3 protein-coding genes are annotated in these 1,413 nt (G+C 36.5%); 1 reads left to right on the plus strand and 2 read right to left on the minus strand.

Translation table 11 applies throughout. From position 1 onward, the window contains the following. Nucleotides 1–220 precede the first annotated feature (220 nt). The gene (locus tag ACFVSH_RS26620) at nt 221–541 is read right to left on the minus strand and encodes a DUF2680 domain-containing protein (RefSeq protein ID WP_387708821.1); all 321 of its coding nucleotides are present in this window, start codon (nt 539–541) and stop codon (nt 221–223) included. Between the two features lie 255 nt (nt 542–796). Here ACFVSH_RS26620 and ACFVSH_RS26625 point away from each other — a divergent pair, with 255 nt between their 5' ends. Further along, nucleotides 797–943, plus strand: coding sequence for a lmo0937 family membrane protein (locus ACFVSH_RS26625; RefSeq protein WP_387599209.1), 147 nt, complete (start codon nt 797–799; stop codon nt 941–943). A 93-nt stretch (nt 944–1,036) separates the two neighbouring features. On the opposite strand, the gene ACFVSH_RS26630 is transcribed toward ACFVSH_RS26625, so the two are convergent. Next, a partial coding sequence (locus tag ACFVSH_RS26630) for an FAD-dependent oxidoreductase (RefSeq protein WP_387708823.1) occupies nt 1,037–1,413 on the minus strand: 377 nt, incomplete at its 5' end.

Raw genomic sequence — 1,413 nt, forward strand, 5'->3', positions numbered from 1 at the left:
TACTGATTTCAAGTGAAATAAGTCTCTTGCTGTAATGCCTATTTTGTTCATCCTTTTCACCCTTTCATTTCTCATAGTTATGTATTTCGCTAAAGAGAAATATAAATCCTTTAGTAAATGGTAAACGCGTAATGTTTATTTATCAAGGACAAAAGAATGAAAATAATCCGGCCTATTCATCAGGTCGGATTATTAGCTATATAGGCAAAAAAACATACAATTACTTATGCATGTGTCGAGCATGTGGGAGGTGCGGCGGAATTTGGAAATTATGTTCTTCCATCATTTTATAATGTTCTTCAAAATGTGAAACCATTTTATCGGCTTCTTCTTTAGAGAGCGCGCCAAACTCGACATATTTTTCGATCAATAACTTTTTGTCAGCGAGTATCTGCTTTTGGATCTTAGCGATTTCCGATTTTTGCGCTTCAGTGAATTGGACACTTTCCTGTTTTACTTTATTTTCCTGTGCAGCCGGATGATTCAGGTTAACCAAGAACAGGGAACAGGAGGTTAGACAGATGACTAAAAACTTTTTCATGAATGAACGACTCCTTCTAATTGATTTTTGCGGAACCTATAAAGCTTGTAAGTCTCTTCCTGATGGTGGATGTTTTTCAATATGGAAGATTCCTTATTTCTTTATTATCATTTACAGCATTTACAGTTTTATGTAAAAAAATAGGGTGAGGGTTTGTTACAGAAAGATATGGGTAATTTAAATGTAAGCACAAAATTTCGTTGTAGCTTCTTATTAATAAAAAATCATTTAAAGAAGGGAAGAAGGGGGATTATCATGATTTGGACAATTATTGGTGTAATATTATTATTATGGGTTCTTGGTTTAGTCTTTAAAGTGGCTGCAGGATTTATACATATCTTGCTTATCATCGCGGTCATTCTCATTTTGGTTAAAGTTTTTAAGGGAAGGAATCGAAGATAGATGTGTATGGAAGGCTAACGTGGAAAACTTTATAAATACCAATGTAAAAGGCGGCCTGGTGGACAGGTCGCCTTGTGTTTTTCCATCAGGTTGTCAATCGTATGGAAGTGGCTGGCCTAACAGCCTTTTATGAATCCATATCGCTGCTTGGGTGCCATCCCCCATCGAAATGGTGACTTGTTCGGAATGGGCAACGAGGTCGCCGCCTGCCCAGACTCCTTTAATATTGGTTTCTTTAGTTCTGGGATGAATCACCACATGATTGTTTTCATTTACTTGCACACCTAATTGTAAGGCTAGCTCATTATTAAGTTTGTTACCTTTAAATGCCGTGAATGCTTTTTCAGCTTCGATTATTTTACCGGATGCTAATTGAATGGCTGTCAACTGCTGTTTGGCATTAACATGAACTTCACAAACTTCCTCTTCAATTACAGGAATCTGATTTTTCTTTAACTTTTCCCTATACC

Source organism: Peribacillus sp. NPDC058002 (assembly GCF_042886655.1).
Classification (GTDB): domain Bacteria; phylum Bacillota; class Bacilli; order Bacillales; family DSM-1321; genus Peribacillus; species Peribacillus aracenensis.

Excerpts from the sequence above, each read along its gene's own strand:
- ACFVSH_RS26620 (WP_387708821.1), bottom strand. The coding sequence starts at position 541 with ATGAAAAAGTTTTTAGTCATCTGTCTAACCTCCTGTTCCCTGTTCTTG.
- ACFVSH_RS26625 (WP_387599209.1), top strand. The coding sequence starts at position 797 with ATGATTTGGACAATTATTGGTGTAATATTATTATTATGGGTTCTTGGT.